Consider the following 23,432-nt stretch of genomic DNA (forward strand, 5'->3'; position numbering starts at 1 on the left):
CAACTATCCGGAGTTACGAAGTCGTGATCTACAGACCGATCAGGGATTACGGAGGTTGGGGCATACGCTACGGGTTAAAAAGGACTGCGTACAATGCAAAGGGCAACAGGGACGTATTTTTCGAATTTTGGGAAGGGAGTAAAGTAAAAAAATTAATGATTGGTTCCCAAACCCAGAAAAAATTTTCCGACGTAGTTAGCAGAGCAATAAATAAACAGAAGCCGGGATAAGTTTTCTTCAGTTTATTTAGCTTTGATGTTTTGTCTTTAAACCAAATTTATTCAGTTCAATTTTTTCAGTTCAAAAATTTCATTTTATTCTTTCCAGTATATCGGAATATTTGAGTTTTAAAAGTCTCGTAAGTCCCGAAAAAACCCGGTTAATCTTATCATTTATAAATTTTTCTATACTGTTTTTGGTTTTGGAATGTTTTTAAATATTTTCTTCAAGTGTTTTATTACTTCAGTTAATTTTTTATCATTCCCTGGATTTTTAAATAAAAAATGATATAGAACTCCTATTTTTTTTCGGAAGCTTTATTTACCCCGCTTTGATAGAGAAAAATAGAAAGATTTCAATCAAAGACCTTTCCAGTTAAAAACGTTTCCAGCGGCAGGAACGTACTCCTCTATTAAGTTTTCTTAAAAGTCACGGCTTTAACTAAGGTACGATACGTGTTTACTTTGAATGTGTTTACTTTGATTTGCTGAGTATGTGTAAGTTGTCTGTTTCGTATAATAAAACACCTGCCTGAGAAGTAATGTAAGGAATATGTTGATCAGGGCATATGTCTGGTCAGGTCGCTATAGGGAGGGTTGCTATGGAGCGTCCGGAAACAGGTTTAATTTTTCGAGAAGTACAGGATCTGCATAATAACATTTTTCTGATTTCTGTTCTCTATCCTGCCCTTCTGCTCTGGTACGTCGAGGTCTACAGCCTGGTCTTCGGAAAGCCTGCTGGGGTCCAGAATATTCCAGATATCTACTTATTTGCGCTCTGGTTTGTCTTTGGGGTATTTTTCCCTCTTCTGCTCTACTGTACAAAACATATCACAGAGGTCCGAAAAGATGGAATCTACATCCGTTTAATACCTCTGAACCCTTCATTTAAGAAAATTCCCATTTATGTGGTTGAAGATTGCAGGATTCAGGCATATGACCCATTTACCGGAAAGGATTACAAAGATTCATCCCCTTCCAGGAGAGCAAATTTCGTTGTAACCCTGCAGCTTATCAGCGGGAAAAGAGTAGTGATCAGCTCTAAAAACCCAAAAGAACTCCATCAGGCTATCATGTCTGCCGTGGCCAGCTTTTGATCTAGAACAATTGCAGTGGAGTTTTGCAAGCCATCTTTTTCCGGCGGACAGGCCGGTCCCAAACCTAGGCAGCGGAAAGCGAGATAACTGGAAAATTCCATACAGATTCCGGAATAGATCAACCAGCTAATGAGGATCCACCCTTTTTCAGATATTTCCAAAATTTTCAGAAATTCCAAAGTGGTTTAGAACTTACACACGGCCTGTTACTTTCCGGATTCCTGAAGAAACTCGATTAAAACAATTTTCCGGAATATTTCCTGGTTTGCGGATTATCTCAGGGTTTATATCTTGCCAGCCCAATATTAACCAGGGATTTCAGGTAGATTATGGGCAGGAGACATGACAGGCAAGAAGTTGTGTCATTTTCCAATTAGGTATTTTCTTCATGAAAACGGTAAGGGGGAAGTTTATTAGAAGAGAGACAGACGCAGATAGGGAGAAAAGGTTTTCAGGTGAAGGTACGGAAGCTCTTTATAGGGAGCATGCAGGAATACCTGTGATCGAACTCGAACTCAAAAGCTTTCTTCAGCTCTTTGATTCTTTTGATCCTGCCCCGTTTCACGAAAAAGAGCTTAATCTGGACGCAGAAGAATATCTCTATAACGCTGTAGATGAATTTCCCCTGAAAAAGCCCCTTGAAATTATGATATATCTGCCGTCTACCGAGGTCAATGCACAACTCGAAACCGACCTTAAAGAAGCTATAAAAAATCATTTCTCATATAAAAGACTCCTTGCCGAAATCGAACTGAAAAGGCTGCTTCATCAGGGGAGAAAGAACTTTATAATAGCTCTTATCTTCCTTTTTCTCTGCCTGCTAGTGATCCGACTGCTTTCGGCTTTTGAAGAAAGCCTGGTGAACACTCTTTTTTCTGAAGGGCTCCTTATTATCGGCTGGGTTGCAATGTGGGAGCCAGTTCATATTTTTCTTTACGGCTGGTGGCCGATTGTCCACAGGCGGAACATTTACGAAAAAATTGTACATATGGACGTCTATATAGGGACAGGGTCTCCGACAAAGGAAATGGCTCAAGGATACCGGTTCACGCCAAAAAAAAGGTTCTGAAAATTCTAAGATCCGAAGCTTGAAAATTAAACCCTTATTAAGGCCCGGTAAAGTCTTCTTAAAACCTTCATTCAAAAATCCGCGCGTCTACAACCACATGCAGGACACCCGGAGAATACTTCTTTATTCTTCGGATTGCCAGAACCTCAACTTTTTTTCCCAGGCATCTTGCAGCTTTTTTTATCCTTTCTTCAGGCCTGGTCCTGAAGAGATTTTCAGGCACCGTTTCATGGTAATGCAGGATTCCTCCGCTTTTTTTCAGAGCTTTTATACCCGGTTCCAGATAGTGGTGCGTTGTTCCCACATACCCCATTATAACCCTGTCAGCTTCTCCCTCAGGAGCAGCCTCCGCACAGTCTCCCTGAATCGGGGTAATAATGTCCTCTACTTGGTTCAGCCTGATATTTTCATTCAGGTAGGCAAAGGATTCGGGGTTTATTTCTATAGAGATAATTTTTTCCGGATGCGCATGGACAGCCATGGGAATTGAAAAGTACCCAATCCCTGCAAACATGTCCACAACTATTTCTCCCTGACCGAGTTTGCTCATCCTTTTCCTTTCTTCAAGGTTCCCCTTGGAATACATCACCTTTGTTACATCCTGTTTGAAAAAGCAGCCATGTTCTTTGTGGATGGTTTCGGCCCCGCTACCAAGAAGGAGTTCTCTTTTTGGTTGACGGAACTTCCCTTCTATCCCGAAGTCTCTGACAACGCTCCGACATTTAGGGTACATGGAAAGCAGGGCTTCTGCAATCTGAATTTTTTTGCTTTCGAGGGTTTCGGGGATGCTGACGATAATGATGTCTCCTAAAATGTGCCAGCCGGAAGGGATATGTTTCATTTCTGCTTCGGTTAAGGTGCCTGAAAGGTATTCTTTCAGGGAACAGGTTTTTTCCAGGAATTCGGGTTTTTCCTGTTTGATTACCGGAAAATCTCCTACTATTTCTCCTGCAGCCTCAGTAACCGGGATTTCAAGAAAGGTACCTGTTGAGGTCTGGATTTTTCGGATTTTTCTTGCAGGGTCCAGGAAATTTCCGGCAACTGCTTTTTCCCTGATTTCTTCTCCTTTTTCAGGCGGAACGCGGATTGTTCTATACATTGGGATTGAAGGATAGCAGGCATGGGATTAATGTTTTTTGTTTGGTCTCTTCTTGAAGTAATCACTGAAAATAATAAGATATTTAGCAGGGAGTATTATTTTACATACTAAATATAATTTAAATAAGAAATTACATATAGTAAAAGAGTATAAATCTCTTGTCAGCGAGGTATTCGATTAGTGGATACAGTATTTTTTTGCGTTCTGGAGCGAGCGATAGGGCGATGAAAACTCCTGTGATCAGTTCGAACTTTGTGTTTCATATCATTTTTGTATTTTTTTAGAAGTTTTGAAATTATGTGAGTTTTTATTGGTCGGAAAATATCCTGTTGATCGGGGAACACCCGGGTAAATAAGAAGTCAAAAGGGGCATTGTGGAAACTTCTTATACATCTGACTATCTCTGATTCGTTCTAAAATAACGGTTAATTTTTCAAGAAAGGTGTTGGGTAGGAGATGGTTTTGTATTTTTGTGTGAGTGTGGAATATTAGTAAAGGAAAAGATTCGGGAAGACACATTCAACGTATACATAAAGACATCCCGAAATCCATCTACAAGAACTATAGGACACAGAAATTGCGGACTTATTTTTGATTTTGTGGAGGAAAATTGGCCTAAGAAGTACTCTTCAAGAAAAGAATTGAAAATTTTAGCAGCACGCTTTGCGGAAAATAACAAGTTTTCTCCTGAAATTGTTTCAAAATTTCTGCTTGAGGTGGATAGGTTAAAATCCTGTGGTAAGCTTTCGGATGATAGAATTCTGGTGTATGCATACCAGAACGTTTTGAAAACTATGAGTGAAGTGAGCCAGTATTCTGAATAGAGAGTCTTAGTTTCTGAACAAAAATCATTAGTTACTTTGCAATATGAAGCCTTATGCTAATAATCTCGAACATCTTCTGGATGAACTTTCAAGAATAGACCTGATGGTACAAAGCTACCTCGAAAAAGTACTGGAGAGTTTTCCTGGAGCTGGCGATGAATTTAGAGGTCTTTACGTATCAGAAGCTGAAATCGAACAGATCCAAAAAAATCCCGGTATAGGAGGCCAGCAGGTAGTAGCAGATGCAAGAATTGAAAGACATAAGGTAATTGAGGCTATAATTGAGGCTATCAGAGAAGAAATAAATGCCAGAAAGATAGAAAGCCTGAGAAAAGGCACGGAATTGAGGCTTCATATTCTTTCGGAACTTTTTGGCCTTGATCCCTTTGAGATGGATATACTCTTAATCGGGCTTGCTCCGGAACTGGATCTCAAATATGAGAAACTCTATCCCTATCTTCAAAACGACGTAAATAAAAAAAGGCCAACTGTAGACCTTGTTCTTTCAATGTTTATTCCAGCAATTGAAGAAAAAATTAAAGCTAGAGAATATTTTTTACCTGATGCGTCCCTTAGAAAAAACCATCTGATTCATTTATTGGAGGGAGAAACAAACTCGAGTCTGTCTCTCATATCCAGCTTTATCAAAATAGATGATAGAATTGTTAATTTTTTGCTCGGTTATGATGATCTGGATACCAGAATTGGGAATTTTTCAGCTCTGATAAAATCGAAAAGATCTTTTGAAGACCTTATTCTGCCTGCAGATTTTAAAAGCAAGCTAATGAATATGGCAATCTGGTACAGCAGTAACAAGCTCCCGCTGAAACTTGTATTTTGCGGCCCTCTTGGAAGTGGGAAAAAAAGCGCGGCAGAAGCAGTTTGCAGAGTAGCGGGAATAAATCTGCTTGTCGTGAATTCCAGGGTTCTTTTTGAAGTTCAGTCTCTTGAAACATCTCTAGAAAATATTGATCTTATAAGGCGAGAAGCGCTTCTGCAAAATTCTGCACTGTATCTTCAAGCTTTTGATGTGGTTTTTGACGGCAAGGAAGCAATGAATTTTGCAGAAGCCCTAAACTAGGCCTTAAATAAGTTTCCAGGACTAATATTTTTGGCGGGCAAAGAGTCTATGGAATACAGTAAGGGTTCGATCAATAATGGTTTTGTTCCCTATTCCTTTCCCTTGCCTTCATACCTGGTCCGTAAGCAGCTATGGGAATCTTGTCTGAAAAATTACGAGCTGGAGGGAGGGATAGACCTGAATATGCTTGCAAGTAAGTTCAGGTTTAGCGGAGGTCAAATTAGGGACGCTGCCCACACAGCATATATTTTTGCAGGAGATAAAAATCCTGCCAGCCCTGTGTTATCTCCAGAAGATCTCCAGAAGATCTCCATAAAGGCTGCAAGGCGCAGTCCAATCAGAAACTGGGCTCTCTTGCCCTGAAAACCAGTCCGCATTATATATGGGAAGACATTGTACTTCCGAAAGAAACACTGGAACATCTAAAAGAAGTTTCCGGGTTCATCAAATATAAAGGAAAGGTGCATTTTGACTGGGGTTTTGAAAAAAAATGTCTCTTGGAAAAGGCCTGAATGTTCTCTTTTCAGGCTCTCCAGGAACAGGAAAAACTATGGCTGCTGAGGTTCTTGCAAATGATGTAAAACTGGATCTTTATAAAATTGACCTTTCCAGTGTTGTAAGTAAGTACATCGGGGAAACCGAGAAAAATCTGAAAAAAATCTTCGAAGAAGCTGAAACAAGCATGGATCTTAAGGCTTCAGGAACCATGAATGTAAAAGGAGCAATGGTAAATCTTAATTAATTTTTTAGGACTTACGTACTTGAGATCAAAATCCAAAAACAGCAAGTTTTGTATTTATACAAAAAGTTTTGGGCAGTAATCCAGATAGTAAAATTGTTCCTCATTTTTTGTCCCCGCAAAACGAAGGACCGTTCATTTTGTCGTCAAATAAGCATATTAAATCCCCTTTGTGTTTCTGGTAGCAGATAACACTCAGGGATTTATCGTTCTTTGTTATACTAAAATAAAATAGGAAGTAGATTTCCAATAGACCCGTTTTTTTTGCGATTTTTTAGAAAAAAAATTCCTGCATTTACAATGTATGGAAATATTTTGTAATTCTCAAATTACCATCATGCCCCTGTAGAAAATAGATGGTGTATGGTTTAGAAATCTATTGCCGGACAGGATTGAAAATCGAGATGTTGAAAGGTTGCATACAGGCCTTGGAATTGAGATCGAGATTGATGATTGGATTGCCTTGAAACATAAAAAAGACAGATCTGGTGAACGAAAATGACACAGTTAAAGATACTATTTGCCGATGATGAAATTCCAGATAGGAAATCTGTAGGGGATGATCTCGGAAAGGAAATCCCTTATGAAAAAGTTCTAGAAGACGAACTTAAAAAGCCTATTAACTCCAAAAAATATAGTTTATGGAGACATAAAAAAGCATTAGATGATATATCCAAATTAACCGTTGCTAATAGCTATAAAGATGCAATAAAATTAGCCGAAGACAAAGAACAGCAATTCGACATAGCTATCATCGATTTGCATTGGAATGATTATAAAGAAAATAAGAATGCTGGTTTTGAAATTTGTGAGAAATTAGAGGAAAATTCACAAGCTTTTAAGATTGTTTATTCAACTAGATTAAATGAAAATCCTGAATTACGAAAAAAAATTATTGATTTAAATGCATTGCCGCTTCATAAAATTTATACTAATCGTATTGATGATAAACAGATTGAAAAAAGTTGCGACCAGCTCAAATCTGTGGTATTATTTTTTGAAATGATTAAGGATCAAGGCACGTACCTTACAATTACAGAAAGAAAAACTAAAATTAAGGGTTTAGATGCTTCTTTGAGTGAGTCATCAGATATTTTAAAAATTTCTAAAAATCAGCAAAAATGGTATTTTCGAGTGATGATTGCCCTTTGGACATTTTTTATTATTTATTTCTTTTATCAAATTAGTACCACTGGATTGTCGGATGAGATAACATTTGTTTTCGATGTTTTTACCGTCCTTGTAGGATCGATTCTCTATAAGCTTATTAGTTCAAATCAGGAGAATATTATGAAGATTCTCGAAGAAAGACAAACAATAGTAAGACAACTCAGAGATTAATACTGATTATACATTTTTTCAGAGTGTCCTGATGTTTTCTTATAAAAGGTTAAATTCAAATAATTAGTCTATAACCTTGACAGGTATGTCTAGGTTATACTTATTATTCAAATGAGGATTTCTACGAAGCCGCATTTTCCTTCTTTTATGAATATTAGACTTTGCTGTGGGACGATGCATTTATTTTTTCTATCCCTGAATTAATTTGTTTCAAAATATCATGTAGTGTTTACTTTCATGCAATGTTTACTTTTGAGGAGAATTCCGGTCGTGTTCGGATTAAAATAAGCATGTTGGATCAATAATTTAAGAAGTCATTTTTGGAGGAGCTATTGATTATGGGGCAACCAGCAGCTAAACAGCGAGACAGGATCGTGGCCATAGATATCAATATAGTTATGATACCTGCAGTTCCGTCGCCTATCCCAACGCCTTTACCCCATCCGTTTATGGGTATAATTAACGGAAATCTAAGCTCTGATGTAAAAATAATGGGGATGCCTGCGGCTACGGTTGATTCCACAGCATCGAACACTCCGCCTCATATTCCTCAAGGCGGTCCTTTTCAGAAACCGCCTTCCAATAAGGCTACGATAAAATTGGGAAGCACCACAGTGCGGATAAATGGAAAAATGGCAGCAAGGAATGGAGATATGGCTATGACATGCAATGACCCTTCTGATCTGCCTTCCGGGACTGTATTGGCTGTTGGCACTGTTTTTATAGGAGGGTAATATGATAGTTGAAGATTTGGCATGAAAGTATCTCTGATTTCGCACTCCAGACCCTCGTTCAAAATTTCTGATTATATTGGACACCAACATCACATTTTAGTCCTTTTTAATTGGATCCAGGGTCCGGAATGTGAACTTGAGGATTCTCTGTGTTCACGTACTGTCAGTTTCCTCTTTCTTTACAATAGCGAAGATTTCACTAATTATTGATACCTTTCATCAACCGAGAATTCCTCACTCTCAACAATCTTCCTCTTTTGAACTTCTCCCTTTTTGTATTCCATTTCATCCTCGTACATTTCATCTTTTGTTATAAGATGCCACAGAATTGTCACAATTTTCCTTGCTAGAGCAACTATTGCTTTTGAGTGTCCAATTGTTTTCTTCTTCCGTTCAAAAAATTCTTTTAACATGCTTCCATTTTTTCTTGCTGCTGCCTGAGCAACCTGAATTAAAATCCATCTTGCAACCTTTGATCTTCTCTTTGTAATCCTCCCATTATGGAATTTATCTGCAGATTGGTAAACATTAGGTACCAGCCCAAGCCATGAAGCAAGTTTATCACCAGATGAAAAGTCATTGAAATCGCTTACTTCGGCGATGATAGTTGCGGCACTAATCTCGCCAACTCCTGGAGAGGACATAAAATTTTCATTTCACGGTTATGGTTTGTATAGGCGTACCGGAAAATTTCTGTTTCTAAGATGTTGATCTGTTCATCAATATTTTTGATAAGGCTTAAACAGGTTTGAATCCTGATTGCAGCGCTTAAAGACATTTCACGATCAAGAACCTCTCTTATCTTATCACTTTTTTTGCGAACATTTGGGGAGAGACTCTCTATGATCTGATCGACATTCTTACCTGAAGAAATTTCTGATAGAATTATGATTCCATTCTTACCAAAAATATCGGTAAGCACATCATTTAGATGAAACATTTCAGAGGCAAGAATTGCACGAGCCACATTTTTTATATCTGTCCTTTTTTGCACAAGTTTGTGACGAAGGCGAATATATGATCTAAATTCTCTTTGATTTTTCGAAAAAACTCTTGAAGGTTTGATCATATTATTCAAGGCAAGTTGTGCAATAAACTCAGAGTCGATCTTGTCCGTTTTTTTGTGGGTAAAAGCCTTCATGTCACGAGCATTTCCAACAATAACAGTTAGATGGTTTATCAGTGACTCATAAATCGGAACCCAAAAATCGCTTGTTGATTAACATGCAACAACATCACATTTCTCTGAGATAACCAAGTTTTTAAGGTCTAAAATGCCTTTTTCAGTCCTCTCAAAGCGCAGTTGCTTTTTCTCACCGAATATGCTGAGAATTGTGGTAATTAAAAATTTCTTATGGATATCTAAAACGCAAGCTTTGTTTATTATTCCTGCCAAGTTACATTACCCCATATTTTTGTATGGGCAGTGTGATTGTCTCGAAGGCAATTTGGCATCCGTGATCAAGGTCACAGTTACGCCTTCGATAGCAATTCACTGGTTAGTTTTTTGACGGCTTCAAGAACCCAAATCAGTACAACCTTCCTGCCCAAGATAATAATGGAGTTAAAAGGTAAAAAAGGAAGACCATAGAGTACTTTCATTGGTTGTGCCTGTTATTCGAAGAATTTCATATGCGTTTTTCAGACTGAGCCGGTAAGAAGAGATCTGCGTCTTGCCTGAAAGGGTGCTCCCACATTCCTGCACCAAAGAGCCAAACAGTCTTAAATAATTTAAGATTATATTTTAGACCATGAAAAAAGATGAAATTCTTAGTAAGGCTTGTTTTGAGGAAATAAAGGGAGTCAAAGTCCTTCGCCTTAAAGGTAAAGCGTATGAAATGGGGTATCAGCATGGGTATTTGCTGGCGGATAAAATAGACTTGATGGTTAACAGGACTCTTTTAGCCACCGCTGCTTATGTTGCTGCACAGACAGGCTCAGATATTGATACGGCAGAGGAACTCTTATGGATGGGGCAAAAGGCAGCTGAACCTTTTTTACCGCAGGAATTCAAAGAAGAAATGGTTGGAATTGCCGATGGGGTCAAAGATGCCGGAATAAACGTAAGCCTCGAGCAGATCCTGCTCTGGAACACCAATTATGATCAGTGGTGTATTTACTGCCATCCTGATTACTGGAAAGGTGATAATCAGGTAGATAAAAAAGATAATAATCAGGCCGATCAGGACGATAATCAGGGTGAAAACCCTGTTGTCGGGAAAAACAGAAGTAATGGAGCTGCCCGGCAGAATATAAGTAAACCTGCAGGTGGGGGCTGCAGCAGTTTTTCTGCCTGGGGAGAGTGGGCTGGAGGCGATGGAAAACTGATATTCGGGAAAAATGAAGACAATTTCAATATGCCGGAACAGTTGTCAAACCGAATGCTGGTTGTAGCAAGTCCCGATGATGGAATTGGACATGCTTTTTTGACTTATCCGGGAATGATCGGGCTTGACGGGGGTATAAATGCGGATGGGCTTGCGATGATGACCCAGTTAAGTTCCATGCAGCATGAAAGTATGAAAGGCTGCGGGATAGCCACATTTACTCGTTTGCTCCTGACTCATGCGCGGACGGTTGAGGATGCGATCAGGATTTTCCAGGAGCATCCTCGCTGTGCCGGGATTGCCTATCATGTAGCTGATGCCAGGGCTAAAAAGGCAGTCGTGGTCGAAACTTCTTCCAGGAAAGTCTGCTGCCGTTACCCTATGCCAGGTGTTGAAGCCCTGTGGCAGACGAACCATTCCAACTGTTATCCGGGCTGGATGGGTTATTCCGGGTACAACATGGTAGCTGATCAGGTCCCGGTAAACCAGCTAAAAGACATCTCAACGATCGAAAACTGGCAGAACAGCCTGAAAGAACCTTATAATTTTTATGTCCAGGCCCCCAGCCGTTTTGAACGCTACCAGCAGTTGATTCACGAGTATTATAGCAATATTACGGTTGAAAATGCAATAAAAATCTTGAGCGACTGCTATGACCCTTATACACGCCAGACCCGCGACGTACTTTTCCCTTCCTGGACAAATAATATTCTCTGTACTATTTGTGCATTGTATCCTGACTTTGCCTATAAAGCAAAAGAACCGGTGGGGCAGTTTAAAGCACATATAGCAAATATGTGGAGTCTGGTGGCATATCCGGAAACCGGAGATTTCTGGCTCGCAATCAATGATTTTCCGGCACAGTACGGAGGATATGAACAGTTCAATTTGAAGGAATTATTAGAACGCAGTTCAATCTAAATTTCTCTCACTTTTTTCAATTTTTGTAGAATTTCTGTTTGTTTTTCGTATCTCGTATAAACAATTTTTTCGAAACTTTCATACCTGACTTCCCACTAATTTAGGCACAACTCCTCTTTTTGCTTTAATTTCAGTGCTCTATCTATCGAAAAGTATATATCTTTATGTGCCTAATTATTATGCATAATGAAGCCATTTACAAGAGTCAAAGTAATAAAAGGAAACGAATACCTCTATGAGATCACTCCTTATTACGATCCTGTAGAAAAGAAAATCCGACAGAAAAGCAAGTATCTTGGGAAACTTGTGAACGACCAACCAATAAAAGTTCGCTCTCAAAAGAAACCACTGATATCTATCCCTGAAAAGGTACTCTCCTATGGAGAGTACCTTCCCCTCTTAAAAATCGTAGAAGAGTTAAAACTTGATCTGCTGCTTAGCAAAAGCTTCTCAGAAAAACAAGCGTGGTCGATTTTAACTCTTGCGATGAATCACATAATAAAACCGCTAGCTTATGATCACATTGAAGACTGGTATGAAGGTACTGTTCTCTCTAAGGATCATCCTGAACTACCTCTTTCCTCTCAATCCATTTCAAACCTTCTGGACTCTATTGGAAATAGTGCTGTACACATTGATTTTTCAAAGTCCTTGATAAAAGAGGTATGCACTTCCAATACTCTCATTTATGACATCACCTCCATTTCGACCTATTCACAGATGATCAGCCTACTGGAGTACGGTTATAACAGAGATAATCTCGATTTGCCACAAATAAACTTCTCGATGATCGTGGATAAGGAAAAAGGGATTCCTGTGATGTACGATCTTTATCCAAGAAGCATATCGGATGTAACTACATTAAAAAACACGATCAAGAAGCTTCAGGAGGAAGGAGTCCATGATTATACTTTAATCATGGACAAAGGCTTCATTTCAACAGCTAACATAGAATCACTTGTGTCCAACGATCTTTCTTTCATAGTCCCACCTTCACAAACGATTAAAAGTGTGAAGGAAAAAACGTCCGAGATACACAAAACGATATATGACCCGCAAAATCTCGATGTCTACGAAGGTGAACCTATATTCACGATGCAAGTCGACATTAACGTTGGAGAGTTGAACGTAAAAGGTTATGCCTATTACGATCAAAAGCGAGAACATCAGGAAAGAAATAGTTTTTTCAAAGGTCTGCATGCAACGCTTGAGATGCTTGAAAAGGTAGATTTAAGACGTTGGATGGATCCTAAAATGGTGTTTATTAGTCTGGCAAAGAGATATGCTTCTTATTTGACATGGAAAGTCAAGGACAATAAGTTTGAAATTAAAGTAAAGAAGAATGCAGTGTCACAACGAGTAAACAAGATGGGAAAATTCATCCTGCTGTATAGGGGAAATCTGGAGTGGGATGAGTGCCTTTCACTTTACAGAAGCAAAGATATAGTTGAGAAAGGATTTTATTTCCTTAAAAATTACATAGAAGTTCCACCGGCAAATGTCAAGAAAAACAGCACTTTAAAAGGGCATCTGTTCATCTGCTTTGTTTCTTTGATCATTAGAATGAAGCTGATGAAGGAAATGAAAGAGGCAAAACTCAACAAGAAGTTCTCTGTTGAAAGCTTGATCGTGCAACTTGAAAAGAACAAAATTCTCCTTCTGTCAGAAGGAGAACAAATTGTCATGGAAAGGACAAAAAAGCAAAAAGAAATATTAGATGCGCTTGGAATATGTGCCTAATTCGATGGGAAGTCAGGTTCATAACCACCTTATAAATAACTTCAGGATGAATATGGAATATACTGAGAAGGAAAATTAAGATCTGTGGCAAATATGAGAGGACTGAGCAAAAAACAGGCAAAATCTGTCGAGAAACTAAAGGAAATTGACCCCGAATCCGAAATTTTCTGGGATTCCCGGATGAAAATTCCTAAATTCATCAAAGGCACCCTTTCAAAACCTTCAGCCGAAAATCCTGAAACAATAGCAACGAAGTTTCTGGAAGAATACAGGGCGCTTCCGGACATGCAGCCCGGGCTTGATGAGAACCTGGAATTTTTCTGTGCCGATACCGATTTTTCCGGATTTCACCATGTTATTTTCCTCCAGCATGTAGAAGGGATCCCGGTTTTTGAAGGATCTGTCCAGGTCCACATAAACCCTGCCGGGGAGGTTATCGCATACAAGGACTTTCGCCTGACAGAGGTGCCGGTTGTTCTTGAGCCGAAAATCAAAAGAGAAGAAGCCATTGAAATTGTCCGTCGGGATATCGGTTCGGAACGGGCTGTAACAGTTCCCCGTTCAAGGTTGATGCTTTTTCGGGATGGTGAAACACGGTTTCCCACAAACGATTTCCAGCTGAATAAGCTTCATCTGAAAAAACCTCGTCTGAATAAACTTCATCTGGTCTGGCAGGTTGAGTCCATCTTTGCCAAAGGGTTTGCGGGGAAGTTCCATTTCATTGACGCCCATACCGGAGAGCAGCTTTACACATTTTCCCAGATCCGATCTGCCCTTTTTAGAAAGACCTACACTGCGAAGAATGAGTCCATCCTGCCTGGAGAACTGTTGTCCGAAAATCGGATGGCTACGGATGAGGTCGCCAGGGCAGCTCATGAAAATATGGGCATAGTGTACGATTACTACAAAAACACCTTCGGAAGGGAGAGTTATGATAATAAGGGTTCTCCTCTCGTTTCTTCGGTTCACTTTCTACTGAACTACAATAATTCATTCTGGAGCGACTATCACAAACAGCTTGTTTTCGGAGACGGGGATGGTTTTCGCTGGAGACCCATGGCCTTTGCGCTCGATATTGTGGCTCATGAGCTGACGCATGCCGTTGCAGGTCAGACAGCCCGGTTTGTGTACAGTGAAGAGGCAGGAGCTCTTGATGAGTCCTTTGCAGACGTTTTTGCAACTTTTATCTCAAATGAAGGAAAGATAAAAAACTGGGAAATAGGGGAAGGAGTCTACACCCCTTTTCATCCGGGAGACGCCCTGCGGGACCTTTCCGATCCTCCAAGGTTCGGGCAGCCCGATCATATTGACAATTACGTGCGGCTTGCTCCCGGCGAAATTCCTGATCTGCATAAGAACCAGGCAGGGTATATTCACCTGAACAGTGGAATCCTCAATAAAGCTGCTTACCTGACCATTAAGGGCGGGACCCACTACGGGATAAAAGTCAAAGGGATTTCAAGGGCGAGAGCCGAAAAGATCTATTACCTTGCTCTTACTGCATACCTCTGCAGTGCAACCCTGAGCAGGTGGAGGTTCCGGGAAGCCAGGTATGCCCTCCTGAATGCCTGCCGCCAGCTTTACGGGGAAAAAGGGCCCGAGTACGCGGCTATAAAAAATGCCTGGGCTGCGGTCGGCCTTGGAAAGCCGGAAGACCTTGGTGATCGGTTTCTGGTCGAAAAAGAGGCTTTTCCCGGAGTCCCTATCCCTGATGTGAGCCCTGACGGAATCCTTAGTTCCATTTATGTTCCGGAAGACGGGCTTGTAAAAGACATCAGAGTCAGTGTAAACATTGAACACCCATATCTCAGAGACCTGAGGCTCACGCTGTTTACGCCTGTCGGAAAAAGGATAGTTCTGCACGACCGGCTAGCCCGAAGGGACCGGAGCCTTGTAAGGACATATAATCCGGGGTCGGTTCCTGCCCTTGAAACCTGTATAGGAGAGCGGGCCTGGGGGAGGTGGAATCTGAAGGTTGAGGATCTTGCAAGGGAACATACGGGTTCTTTCCACAGCTGGGGAATTAAATTTCTGATAAGGAAGGTTGAAAAGGAGGAACTTAAAAGGGAGATTTTTCCTTTTCTCAATGTGCCCGATGATGACCCCAAAGGCTTAGAAAGCTTCATTGAGGTTGAAAGAAGGGGAAAAATAGTAAGCTTTGAAGTGTCCCTGGAAATTACCCACCCTTCGATAGGGGAGTTGAAAGCCGTACTTGTCATGCCGTCGGGAGAGGAACTGTTGCTGCATAACAGGACAGGATACGGAAAAAGAGACCTCAAAAAAACCTTCAGTACCGAATCTGATGAGGTCCTGCTGCCTGCTGTAAATAAAGAGATGAAAGGGGTCTGGACTCTGAAGCTTACAGACCAGGCAGCAGGAAATGAAGGAAGCCTTGACATCTGGGGGCTGTGCATTAAATACGAGAGTGACCCGGAGTTTCTTTAAGGTTTGTCCCTATGGATGCTTTATTCAAATATTTGGATATTTGTTCAACTAATTTTTTGTTTATTCAATGATTCTGATCTTTTTTCAACTAGTCTTTTGTTTATTCTACCAGTTTGGTTTTTATTCAAAGACTTCTGTGTTTTTCTCTGACCAGCCGGGCTGGTCTATGGCCAGGAATTTGAGGGTGCTGTTTCCGGTATTGTATGTCGTCTGGATTGCCCCTGCGGGGATGTATATGAGCTGATCCGGCTGCAGTTCGACCGGGATTCCGTCAATATAGAGGATGCCTTCTCCTTCGAGGATATAATGGACTTCCGAATTTTTCATCATGTGGGGGGCGATATTTTCTCCGGGCTCGATAACCGAATGAGCTATGCTGTAGTTAAGATCAAGGTTTTTATCGGTATTTCCGGGGTTCAGCATTTCGGCAACATGGATATTCCCTGGTTCTTCGAGATAGGCGCATTCGGTCAGGTTCTTGCAGAGGATATAGTCATCCGCATAGAAGCTTGAACCGACTAAATAAGCCCTCCCTTCAAAAGTAGCCTTTTTAACGAAGGTGAACCTGTGGACAGGTTCGGAACTTTCTGACTCCTTCCAGCTGTAATCCACCCAGCCTTCGCCCCTTCCGCTCCGGGTTGCCTCTATGAAGAGTTCCCCTATGGGCTTTCCTTCTGCGTCCAGAAGCCCGCTCATGTTTTCTCCTTCACGTTCCCTGTCCGGAGGGCAGACTACCTGAGTCCCGTTCATTGCCCAGACAAAAACATAGAAGTCACCGTTGTACCAGGGGGATTTTGGCTCTCGGAATGAGGGGAAGAGCTTTTCTCCCTGTGCCTCGATAAGTCTGGCTGTAGCCCTGACTTTATATTCGATAGTTTTCCTTTCGGTCGCCATCTTACTCTCTCCTTTTGCAAGAATAAGAGAGTCTGGCGGGGCAGGTCCCTGGACAGTTTGTTCTTCTGTTATGTTTTCTTCTGCAGCCAGGGATTCCCCGGTCACCCCTGAGGCGGGCTCGCCTAAAGTTTCATTTTTGAATTCTTCTGCAACTGCTGCCCGGTCGTCGTGGCTGCCACAGGTAAAAATACCAAGCAAAAGAGCAACTGCAAGCATTACGAATATAATTTTTATTAAATCCATACGACTTCCCTATTTTTTTGAATTATTATTCAGCTCTACTGAAACTGCCTTCAGAATTTTCTTAAATACATACTTCTAATAATTATCGGAAGTATTATTTTATTTTTTTCACTCTGTTAATGCCGTAAACTGCTTAAACAAGCATTTATTTACTGAAACTCCAGATAATTTCATAGTAAATCAGATGTTTCTGTACTGTGACAGACAATTCTATCCTATGCGACTTATGAATCAATGACTTCTTTACGGCACTATGACCCTATGTTCAATCCTGAATAACTTTATATCGATATTACTCGAAAATTCAGGCTCCCATATAGCCGACGAAAGGAGCCAAAAAAAGAGCTGTAAAAACCAAAAAAGCTGTAAAAGCCAAAAAAGAGCTGATAATAGCAAAAGAGAGCTATTAAAGAGCCGAAAAAAGAGTTAAATTGAAATTTAAATAAAAAACCAAATAATAGGTGAATAAAAGACCCTAAATGGATAAAGGAGGTAAAAAATGCCGGAAAATTATAACCTTATTTCCTGGAATGTAAACGGTCTCCGGGCTGCAATGAAAAAGGGCTTTCTGGATTTGCTGCTGGAGCAGAAATTCGATGTCATCTGTGTCCAGGAAACCAAAGCCTCCCCGGAAAAGCTCCCGAGGGAAGTCAAGAACATTCCTGGCTACCACAACTATTTCGTCTCTGCTGAAAGAAGCGGGTACAGCGGGGTCGGGACTTTTTCAAAACAAAAGCCCTTCAAAGTAGAAACCGGAATGGGAATCGAGGAGTTTGACAGAGAAGGCCGTTTTCTCCGGGTCGATTACGAGAATTTTACCCTGATGAACATCTATTTCCCAAACGGAAAAGCCTCTCAGGAACGCCTGGAATACAAAATGTCCTTTTATGATGCTTTTTTGGATTATGCAAACGCCCTTAAAGCCGAGGGCAAAAAGCTTGTCATCTGCGGGGACGTGAATACCGCCCACAGAGAAATAGATCTCGCAAGACCCAAAGAAAACGAAACCACCTCGGGCTTCCTCCCCGAAGAAAGAGCCTGGATGGATAAATTCTTTGATGCCGGATATCTTGATACCTTCCGCCTGTTCAACAGTGAAGGCGGAAACTATTCCTGGTGGTCATTGAGAACCCGGGCCCGCGAAAGAAACGTTGGCTGGCGTCTTGATTATTTTTTCGTAAGTGAAAACCTTCGGGATAATGTAAAAGCTGCCCCGATTTACCCTGAAATCACAGGTTCCGATCACTGTCCGGTGGGGCTTGAACTCGAATTTCAGGTTTGACTTTTTCAGTCAAACACTTTATTTGCTCTTCTTTTTTCAAAGTTTTTTGAATCTTTTTCTGATTCTTTTATCGAATTCTTTTTCTAATTCTTTTATCGAATCTTCTATCTAATCTTTTATCGAATTTTTTTAGTGTGCCAGAGCAGGTTGGAACTGGGCGACCAGCTTGCTCGCCCAGTCTCGGATAGCATCCCAATCTCTGATATCGATTGCTGGCATATTGTGTAAGGGGCTTCCCGGCAACCTGACAAGTATGTTGTCAGGGAAGCGTAGTTTTTCCTCATCGTACTTGCCGCCAAATATTTCTATAGCAACGGGTGTAAGCCAGGGAAACTTCTCAAGCTCCTTGTCAAGCTGGGCACGCACTTCTTTCCACTCCTCTTCCTCATCATAGAAAGGGCCTAGTGCAAAAACTGCAACTGGCCGCTTCATCAGGGCTTCACGGTACCGTGAAAGAAAACTTTTTGCTTCCTTGTGCCAGCGGAGCATGTAAATTGGTGCGCCCAGCACTACTGCAGTGTATCCTTCAAGGGCTTTTACTTCTTTTGCGGGCTCGATATCTACCTCAAGGCCACTTTCGCGCAAAGTAGCTACAATTACCTCGGCTATTTCCTGTGTTGAGCCATACCTGGTAGCATAAGCCACAAGAACTCTGGTTTGCATCCGGATCAATCCCCCCATTAATTATTATTTTTGCATCTATTACTTACCATTGTCGGGTACAGATGCCGGCAGGTGTCAACAGCGGTTTAATTTTCCCCACATTGGTCGGTTTAAATTTCCCCATCTTTTGATATAAATTTTACTCAATTTTTCATAAACTTGTTAGAAATTACTGGTAGATATTTCCTGATTTTATACCATGTTTCTTCCTTTCTTTCAGCCTGTAACTTTCTCCTCTGATGTTAATTGTAGTACAGTGATGGAGAATTCTATCAAGTACAGCAGCCGCTATTACCTGGTCTTTGAATATCTCTCCCCATTCTCCATATGATTTATTTGACGTAAAGATGGTCGAACTCTTTTCATAACGTCTGGAAATCAACTGAAATAAACAGTGAGCTCCTTCCTCATCAAATGGGAGATAACCCATTTCATCAATGATCAGAACTTTAAATTTCATAAAGCCTTTGAGTTTCTTTTCAAGCATTCCTTCTCGATTTGCTATTTTCAACTTCTCGATAAGGTTTCCTGTATTGGTAAAGTAAACCGAAATCCCTGCTTTTGCTACTTCAATCCCAAGAGCGATTGCAAGATGAGACTTTCCAACTCCGGGAGGACCAAGGAAAACAACGTTTTCTACGTTATGAACAAATCTCAACGTTGCAAGGTCTTCTATGACTTTTTTATCAATAGATGACTGAAACTCAAAATCGAATTCATCAAGCGTCTTTTTCACAGGAAATGCTGCACTTTTCATCCTTCTCTCAATTGCAGCAGCTTCTCTGTGCTTCTTTTCCTGTTCAAACAGATAATCAAGTACTTCCATTGTTGTCTTGCTATCTCTTGCAGCAATTTCAAGATAGTTGTCCAGAACCTCTTCAATAGTATTCAGTTTGAGGTATTGCAGGTTACTGTGAAGTCTCTCATAGCTGAAATTGTTCATTCAAAATCACCGTCACTGAATGTTTCATAGATGTCAAGAGACCTCTTTTCAACTTCAGGACCTGAGAACTTCAACGGAATCTGTAATTCTTTCTTGCATTTTGAATTCTCTTTAAGAATCTCACTCAGGAGGCCCTGAAAATGTTCCTTTTTTCTGGAAACCCTACAATTACCTGAAAGAATTTCATGTTCACAAACCTTCTCATAATCAACATAGACCTCGAATATTCCTTCAAAAATCTGAAGCTCTGCAGTTCTTCCTGCAAACCTGTAAGGAACAGAATACTTATTTCCAAGGAACGAAATATAACAGTCTCTGGAGACCTTTCTGGTCTCCTTATGGACAACTTTGTAAGGAGGAACCTGATCCAGAGGGATCAGTTTCTCCTCCTTAAAACGTTCAAGGGGGATTTGATAGGTTGTTCCGTGGACAGTTGAATTTACCCTTTCCAACCACCTGTGAACTTGGGCGTTCAGGTCTTCGAGAGAGGTAAATCGTCTTCCAAGGAAGAAATCCCTCTTGACATAGCCTACCGTATTTTCAATTTTACCTTTTGTCTGAGGCCTGTAAGGCCTGCATAACCGTGGAATAAAACCAAAGCATTTGAAGAAATCCTCAAACTGTGAGTTCCATTCAGAATCTGATGATTTTAAGGCTCTTTTGATAACAACCTGTTTCATGTTATCATAGAGAATCTCCTGTGTAAATCCTCCAAAGTACTCAAAGGCGTTCAGATGACACTGGATAAGAGTGGAAGTGTCTATGCCCAGTGTAAATTCAACATATTTCATCCTGGAATATCCAAGAATCATGTTGAAGCAAAAGAGTTTCTTTATCTTTCCATCAACCTCAACTGTTCCCATCTCTGCCCAGTCAACCTGAGCCTGTACACCTGGTTTTGTTTCATAGCGGAATACAGCAGGGACTCCCTGCTGAGGTCGGACTTCTCTTACAAAGTCCTTGACGATGGTCATTCCTCCATCAAAACCCATTTCTTTGATTTCCCGATAGAGCCGAGCAGTAGTGTAGGAGCCTTCTTCAAGCTTTTTGAGTATATAAGGTTTATATGGATCAAGCTTGCTCTTTCTTCCGGGACGTTTCTGGGGTTCAGGTAAGGTTTTCAGCTGGAGATATTTCCTCACAGTTTTCCTGTCAAAACCGGTTTGTCTGGCGATTTCACTAATGCTCAAGTTTTGTGAACTTAAATCTCGAATCAAGAATAAATCCTCCTTTTTCAGCATGATTCACAATCCTCGAACTTTTCTCAAGGATTGAGAATTGGGGAATTTTAATCCGCCGAAAATGGGGAATTCTTAACCGCCGTTGACAGCAGGTATTGCTGTCATACCTGAATCTTTTTACCTCAGACATTTTACGCTTCCATTTCGATCCCTTTCACTCCCTGATTCTTCAAAAACAGATTCAAATGTCTGTGCTGCTGCATTATCAGGCTCTTATTTCTTAATACTAATTCATACTTTGCCGGAGTATTTGCTACATAAGTAAATAATTTATAAAAAAAGAACGTAACTATTCTTACTTTTTTGGTGAGTTGTAATAAATAATCCAGTGCGGCTATTGTTCAATTAGTTTAGCAATATGCCCCCTGTATAATGAGGAGTGATATAGATGAATGAAAAGAGCGTTCTAAAGTATTAAACTACCGGATTTGGGATTCCTGTGGGGGATGACCAGAACAGTCTTACAGTAGGGGAACGTGGGCCTGTACTTATGCAGGATGTTCATTTGCTGGATAAACTCAGCCATTTTGATAGGGAAAGAATTCCGGAACGTGTGGTGCACGCCAAAGGTGCAGGTGCCGGCGGTTATTTCGAAGTAACCGCGGATGTGACCAAATACACAAAGGCTAAGTTCCTGTCTGAAGTAGGCAAACGGACCGAAGTTTTTGTCCGCTTTTCAACTGTTGGGGGAGAAAAGGGCTCGGCTGATGCAGCCCGTGACCCGCGCGGCTTTGCCGTGAAATTCTATACCGAGGAAGGTAATTATGACCTGACAGGAAACAACACTCCCGTGTTTTTCATCCGCGACTCTCTGAAGTTTCCTGATTTTATTCACACGCAGAAGCGTCATCCTGTAACAAACTGCAAAGATCCGGACATGTTCTGGGATTTTCTTTCCCTGACCCCGGAATCGATTCACCAGGTCACTATCCTTTTCTCTGATAGGGGTACTCTTGCTGCCTTCAGGAACATGAATGGCTATTCAAGCCATACAAATAAAGTGGTACAATGAAAAGGGTGAATATTTCTGGGTACAGTACCATTTCAAGACCGATCAGGGTATGAAGAATCTGACCCGAGAAGAAGCAGAGAGATTAAGCGGAACGGACCCGGATCATGCTACCAGGGACCTGTATGAGGCTATCAGAAGAGGTGACTATCCTTCCTGGACCTTTGAAATGCAGATAATGACCCCGGAGCAGGCTGAAGATTACCGGTTTGATATCAGAGACATCACCAAGGTCTGGCTTCACGGTGATTTTCCGACCATGAAGATAGGAAAACTTGTATTGAACAGGAACCCGACAAACTACTTTGCCGAAGTTGAGCAGGCAGCCTTCAGTCCTGCAAACCTGGTGCCGGGCATTGGTATTTCCCCGGACAAGATGCTGCATGCGATGGTCTTTTCCTATCATGACACCCACGTCCACCGGCTTGGACCCAACTACCACCTGATCCCGGTGAATGCGCCAAAATACTCTCCTGAAACCAGCTACCAGCGGGATGGGTTCATGCGCGTTGACGGCAATGGAGGCAGCGGACCGAATTACTGGCCTAACAGTTTTGGCGGGTCTGCTCCGAATCCCTTTATTCTGGAACCGCCTTTCAAGGTCCCGGGACTGGCAGCCCGTACACCTTACAATTACCCCAACGATGACTTTGTACAGCCCGGAAACCTCTACCGTGATGTCATGACTGAAGAGGACAGAGAGCATCTGGTAGGCAACATCGTCTACCATCTCTCAGGCGCCCAGAAACGTATCCAGCTCCGGCAGACAGCTCTCTTCTTCAAAGCCGACCCCGACTACGGCAGCCGGGTGGCAAAAGGCCTCGGACTTGAAGTAAAGGAAGTCGAACGCCTTGCTGGCATGAGCAATGAAGAACGTGCAAAGGCAACTGAAAAATAAAATGCTTGTAGGGAAAGGTTTCATGAAAAATCAGTAATGTAAGAAGAAACCCGGAGTCACTGCATCCTTACTGTATCCCCCAATACAGCCTCTTCGAATCTCACGCTCCCCCAAGCAGGTTGATTCGAAGAGAGAATCAGCAACTCCAAGGTGATTCTTTATGTGGTAGATTTTCCCCCATCTTACTTTCCACTACATAATATACTGGTAATGTAAATTATTTTAAATTAATTATACAAAAAATCGGTTCCAAACAAAAATTAATTCGACGTAAAATATTTCAAGCCTATTATTGTTCTTTTCGTACGCCAGTTCTGATCATTTTCAATGGCATTAAAATTTTCAATGTAATATAATTATTCTAATATATTGAAATTTCTAGTGAGGGCTAATTTTTCGTATCAATCATGATATATATGACCGTGTTATTATATATGTGCAGATTAAGGGTGATAGGGTTTCCTCTTAATCTTGGGTTGGATCGCAGGTAGGGACCTCGAGAATAGGGACTCGGACCCTACCATCTACTTCTAGACTAAACTTAAGAAACACTACTTAAACTATTTTTAAGGTAATTGATTTCAAATTTATTTCATTTTGTTTGTTCTGCACCTTGTCGATAGA

18 protein-coding genes and 2 pseudogenes are annotated in these 23,432 nt (G+C 41.0%); 14 read left to right on the forward strand and 6 right to left on the reverse strand.

The window, feature by feature from the left end; all coding sequences use genetic code 11:
- Positions 1-23 precede the first annotated feature (23 nt).
- The 3 genes from MA_RS24550 to MA_RS10725 all read left to right on the forward strand — a co-directional run bounded on the left by MA_RS24550 (position 24) and on the right by MA_RS10725 (position 2,384).
- Positions 24-230, forward strand: coding sequence for a hypothetical protein (locus tag MA_RS24550; RefSeq protein ID WP_011022052.1), 207 nt, complete (start codon positions 24-26; stop codon positions 228-230).
- A gap of 590 nt (positions 231-820) precedes the next feature.
- On the forward strand, positions 821-1,315 hold the full coding sequence (locus MA_RS10720; RefSeq protein ID WP_226990822.1) for a DUF6141 family protein: 495 nt from the start codon (positions 821-823) through the stop codon (positions 1,313-1,315).
- Positions 1,316-1,703: 388 nt separating this feature from the next.
- Positions 1,704-2,384 (forward strand): hypothetical protein, encoded by a 681-nt coding sequence (locus MA_RS10725; protein ID WP_011022055.1) that lies wholly within the window; start codon positions 1,704-1,706, stop codon positions 2,382-2,384.
- 67 nt (positions 2,385-2,451) lie between these two features.
- On the opposite strand, the gene MA_RS10730 is transcribed toward MA_RS10725, so the two are convergent.
- Entirely contained in the window at positions 2,452-3,483 is a 1,032-nt protein-coding gene (locus MA_RS10730) for a class I SAM-dependent methyltransferase (RefSeq protein WP_011022056.1), read from the reverse strand.
- 470 nt (positions 3,484-3,953) lie between these two features.
- On the opposite strand from MA_RS10730, the gene MA_RS10735 reads away from it, so the two are divergent.
- From MA_RS10735 to MA_RS10760, 6 genes are all read left to right on the forward strand, one after another.
- On the forward strand, positions 3,954-4,307 hold the full coding sequence (locus tag MA_RS10735) for a hypothetical protein (protein WP_011022057.1): 354 nt from the start codon (positions 3,954-3,956) through the stop codon (positions 4,305-4,307).
- A 43-nt stretch (positions 4,308-4,350) separates the two neighbouring features.
- On the forward strand, positions 4,351-5,388 hold the full coding sequence (locus MA_RS10740) for a hypothetical protein (RefSeq protein ID WP_011022058.1): 1,038 nt from the start codon (positions 4,351-4,353) through the stop codon (positions 5,386-5,388).
- A gap of 48 nt (positions 5,389-5,436) precedes the next feature.
- On the forward strand, positions 5,437-5,751 hold the full coding sequence (locus MA_RS10745) for a hypothetical protein (protein ID WP_157860175.1): 315 nt from the start codon (positions 5,437-5,439) through the stop codon (positions 5,749-5,751).
- Between the two features lie 127 nt (positions 5,752-5,878).
- The gene (locus tag MA_RS10750) at positions 5,879-6,130 is read left to right on the forward strand and encodes an AAA family ATPase (protein ID WP_048065295.1); all 252 of its coding nucleotides are present in this window, start codon (positions 5,879-5,881) and stop codon (positions 6,128-6,130) included.
- A 495-nt stretch (positions 6,131-6,625) separates the two neighbouring features.
- Entirely contained in the window at positions 6,626-7,468 is an 843-nt protein-coding gene (locus tag MA_RS10755; protein ID WP_011022060.1) for a hypothetical protein, read from the forward strand.
- 338 nt (positions 7,469-7,806) lie between these two features.
- Positions 7,807-8,202, forward strand: a complete 396-nt coding sequence (locus MA_RS10760) for a PAAR domain-containing protein (protein ID WP_048065296.1) — start codon at positions 7,807-7,809, stop codon at positions 8,200-8,202.
- Positions 8,203-8,355: 153 nt separating this feature from the next.
- On the opposite strand, the pseudogene MA_RS10765 reads toward MA_RS10760, so the two are convergent.
- Positions 8,356-9,598 (reverse strand): annotated as a pseudogene (locus MA_RS10765) (IS110 family transposase).
- Between the two features lie 355 nt (positions 9,599-9,953).
- Here MA_RS10765 and MA_RS10770 point away from each other — a divergent pair.
- The 3 genes from MA_RS10770 to MA_RS24555 all read left to right on the forward strand — a co-directional run bounded on the left by MA_RS10770 (position 9,954) and on the right by MA_RS24555 (position 15,635).
- Positions 9,954-11,450, forward strand: coding sequence for a C45 family peptidase (locus MA_RS10770; RefSeq protein ID WP_011022064.1), 1,497 nt, complete (start codon positions 9,954-9,956; stop codon positions 11,448-11,450).
- A gap of 186 nt (positions 11,451-11,636) precedes the next feature.
- The gene (locus tag MA_RS10775; protein WP_011022065.1) at positions 11,637-13,190 is read left to right on the forward strand and encodes an IS1634-like element ISMac12 family transposase; all 1,554 of its coding nucleotides are present in this window, start codon (positions 11,637-11,639) and stop codon (positions 13,188-13,190) included.
- 93 nt (positions 13,191-13,283) lie between these two features.
- The gene (locus tag MA_RS24555; protein ID WP_226990859.1) at positions 13,284-15,635 is read left to right on the forward strand and encodes a M4 family metallopeptidase; all 2,352 of its coding nucleotides are present in this window, start codon (positions 13,284-13,286) and stop codon (positions 15,633-15,635) included.
- Positions 15,636-15,755: 120 nt separating this feature from the next.
- On the opposite strand, the gene MA_RS10785 is transcribed toward MA_RS24555, so the two are convergent.
- Positions 15,756-16,772 carry a cupin domain-containing protein gene (locus tag MA_RS10785; protein ID WP_011022067.1) on the reverse strand — a complete coding sequence of 339 codons (1,017 nt, stop codon included), beginning with the start codon at positions 16,770-16,772 and terminating at the stop codon, positions 15,756-15,758.
- A 499-nt stretch (positions 16,773-17,271) separates the two neighbouring features.
- On the opposite strand from MA_RS10785, the gene MA_RS10790 reads away from it, so the two are divergent.
- Positions 17,272-18,054 carry an exodeoxyribonuclease III gene (locus tag MA_RS10790; protein ID WP_011022068.1) on the forward strand — a complete coding sequence of 261 codons (783 nt, stop codon included), beginning with the start codon at positions 17,272-17,274 and terminating at the stop codon, positions 18,052-18,054.
- Positions 18,055-18,183: 129 nt separating this feature from the next.
- Here the strand turns inward: MA_RS10790 and MA_RS10795 are convergent, their stop codons facing one another.
- The 3 genes from MA_RS10795 to istA form a co-directional block, all read right to left on the reverse strand.
- Complete coding sequence (locus MA_RS10795; protein WP_048065297.1) at positions 18,184-18,717, reverse strand: flavodoxin domain-containing protein; 534 nt, start codon at positions 18,715-18,717, stop codon at positions 18,184-18,186.
- A gap of 169 nt (positions 18,718-18,886) precedes the next feature.
- The gene (gene istB / locus MA_RS10800; protein ID WP_011022070.1) at positions 18,887-19,660 is read right to left on the reverse strand and encodes an IS21-like element ISMac9 family helper ATPase IstB; all 774 of its coding nucleotides are present in this window, start codon (positions 19,658-19,660) and stop codon (positions 18,887-18,889) included.
- Positions 19,657-20,901, reverse strand: a complete 1,245-nt coding sequence (gene istA, locus MA_RS10805; protein WP_011022071.1) for an IS21-like element ISMac9 family transposase — start codon at positions 20,899-20,901, stop codon at positions 19,657-19,659. The genes istB and istA overlap by 4 nt, the downstream gene beginning before the upstream one ends.
- Positions 20,902-21,334: 433 nt before the next feature.
- Between istA and MA_RS29780 the strand changes: the two are divergent.
- Positions 21,335-22,808, forward strand: a pseudogene (locus MA_RS29780) (catalase).
- The last annotated feature ends 624 nt before the right edge of the window (positions 22,809-23,432 follow it).

It is taken from the genome of Methanosarcina acetivorans C2A (assembly GCF_000007345.1).
Lineage (GTDB): Archaea > Halobacteriota > Methanosarcinia > Methanosarcinales > Methanosarcinaceae > Methanosarcina > Methanosarcina acetivorans.